2 protein-coding genes are annotated in these 1632 nt (G+C 71.7%); both read left to right on the top strand.

Annotated features, from left to right (window positions below; genetic code table 11):
• On the top strand, positions 1 to 848 hold an 848-nt coding region (locus tag RIF68_RS36075), incomplete at its 5' end, for an acyl-CoA dehydrogenase family protein (protein ID WP_309055885.1).
• A partial coding sequence (locus RIF68_RS36070; RefSeq protein WP_309055883.1) for an acyl-CoA dehydrogenase family protein occupies positions 845 to 1632 on the top strand: 788 nt, incomplete at its 3' end. The genes RIF68_RS36075 and RIF68_RS36070, both read left to right, overlap by 4 nt.

Below are 1632 nucleotides of genomic sequence, written 5' to 3'. Positions count from 1 at the left end.
TCGAACTCGACGAGGAGCAGCGGATGCTGCGCCGCGCGGTGCGCGAGACGGTCGCGAAGGTGCGGCCGCAGCCCGAGGACCGGCAGTGGGAGACCTATCGGAGTCTGGGATGGCTGGAGGCACCCCCGCTGGAACTGGCCCTGATCCTGGAGGAGCTGGGGTACGCGGCGGACCCGACCCCGTTCCTGGCCACCGCCACCTGGTTCGCACCGCTGACCGGCCGATTGCCCGAAGGCAGTGGCACGGCCGTCTTCGACGGCGTCGGCCGCTACGTCCTGGAGGCCGACCGCGCCGACGAGGTCGCGCTGCTCACGACGGGCGGGGTCATCGTCGTCCCGGGAGCGGACCTCGGCGCCCAGCGGGTCGGCATCCTCGACCCGCACGTGCATGTGGCCCACGTCGACGCGCAGGCCCTTGCCGCCGGCGTCCCCGACCTCGCCCTGACCGGGCTCGCGGCCACCGCCGTCGGCGCCTGCCGCCGCGTCCTCGACCTGGTCCTCGCACACGTGAAGCAGCGCACGCAGTTCGGTCAGGTGCTCGGCTCCTTCCAGGCGGTCAAGCACAAGGCGGCCGACATGCACGTGGCCGTGGAGCGGGCACGCGCTCTCACCCACTTCTCCGCGCTCACGATCGCCGAGGACGATCCGCGCCGCACCAAGGCCGCCCACATGGCGAAGGCGGCGGCGGGGGAGTGCCAGCGACTGGTCTTCCGGCACGGCCTGCAGCTCTTCGGAGCTATGGGCTTCACCTGGGAGAACGAGCTGCAACTGCACCTGAAGCGGGCCCAGGCCTGCGACCTGCTGCTCGGCACCGCGTCCGCTCACAGGAAGGCCCTGCTGACCGCATGAAGCTCGCCGACGACCCCGAGGTGGAGGAGTTCCGCGCCCAGTTCTCCGCCTTCCTCGACGCCCGTCTCCCGACCGAGGCCGAGGCACGCGAACGCTCCCACTCCAGTGCACACGTCCCCGACTGGGCTCGCCGATGGCAGCGCACCCTCTTCGAGCACGGCTGGCTGCTGCCCGGGCAGCCACCCGAGTACGGCGGCCGGGGGGCCACCCTGCCGCAGCAGCTCGCCCACCTGGAGGAGCTGGCCCGCCGCCGGATCTACCACAGCTTCAACCCCCAGGGCCTGGGCATCATCGCCGCGTCCCTGCTCACCTTCGGCACCGAGGAACAGAAGACGCGCTGGGCCGTGCCGATCCTGCGGGCCGAGATCACCGCCGCGCTCGGCATGAGCGAGCCCGAGGCGGGCTCCGACCTGGCCTCGCTGCGCACCCGGGCCGTCCTCCACGGGGACACCTTCACGGTGAACGGGCAGAAGATCTGGACTTCCGGCGCCCACGACGCCGACGTACTCCTCACCTTCGTCCGCACCGACCCCGGCGCCCCCAAACACAAGGGGATCAGCGCGCTGCTGATACCGACCGCCGCCGAGGGTGTCGTCCGCCGCCCTTTCGGGTCGATCGCCGCCGAGGACGACCACGACTTCAACGAGGTCTTTCTCGCCGACGTACGCGTACCGCGCGAGAATCTGGTGGGCCCCCTCAACGAGGGCTGGCGGGTGGCCAACGGCTCCCTCGGCCACGAACGCACCCTGCTGTGGCTGTCGTACGCCGAACGGCTCCAGGACCT

This window comes from Streptomyces sp., from assembly GCF_031178505.1.
Taxonomy (GTDB): domain Bacteria; phylum Actinomycetota; class Actinomycetes; order Streptomycetales; family Streptomycetaceae; genus Streptomyces; species Streptomyces gulbargensis.
The sequence above is the reverse complement of the archived record's forward strand: the minus strand, read 5'-3'. Positions and strand labels throughout refer to the sequence as shown.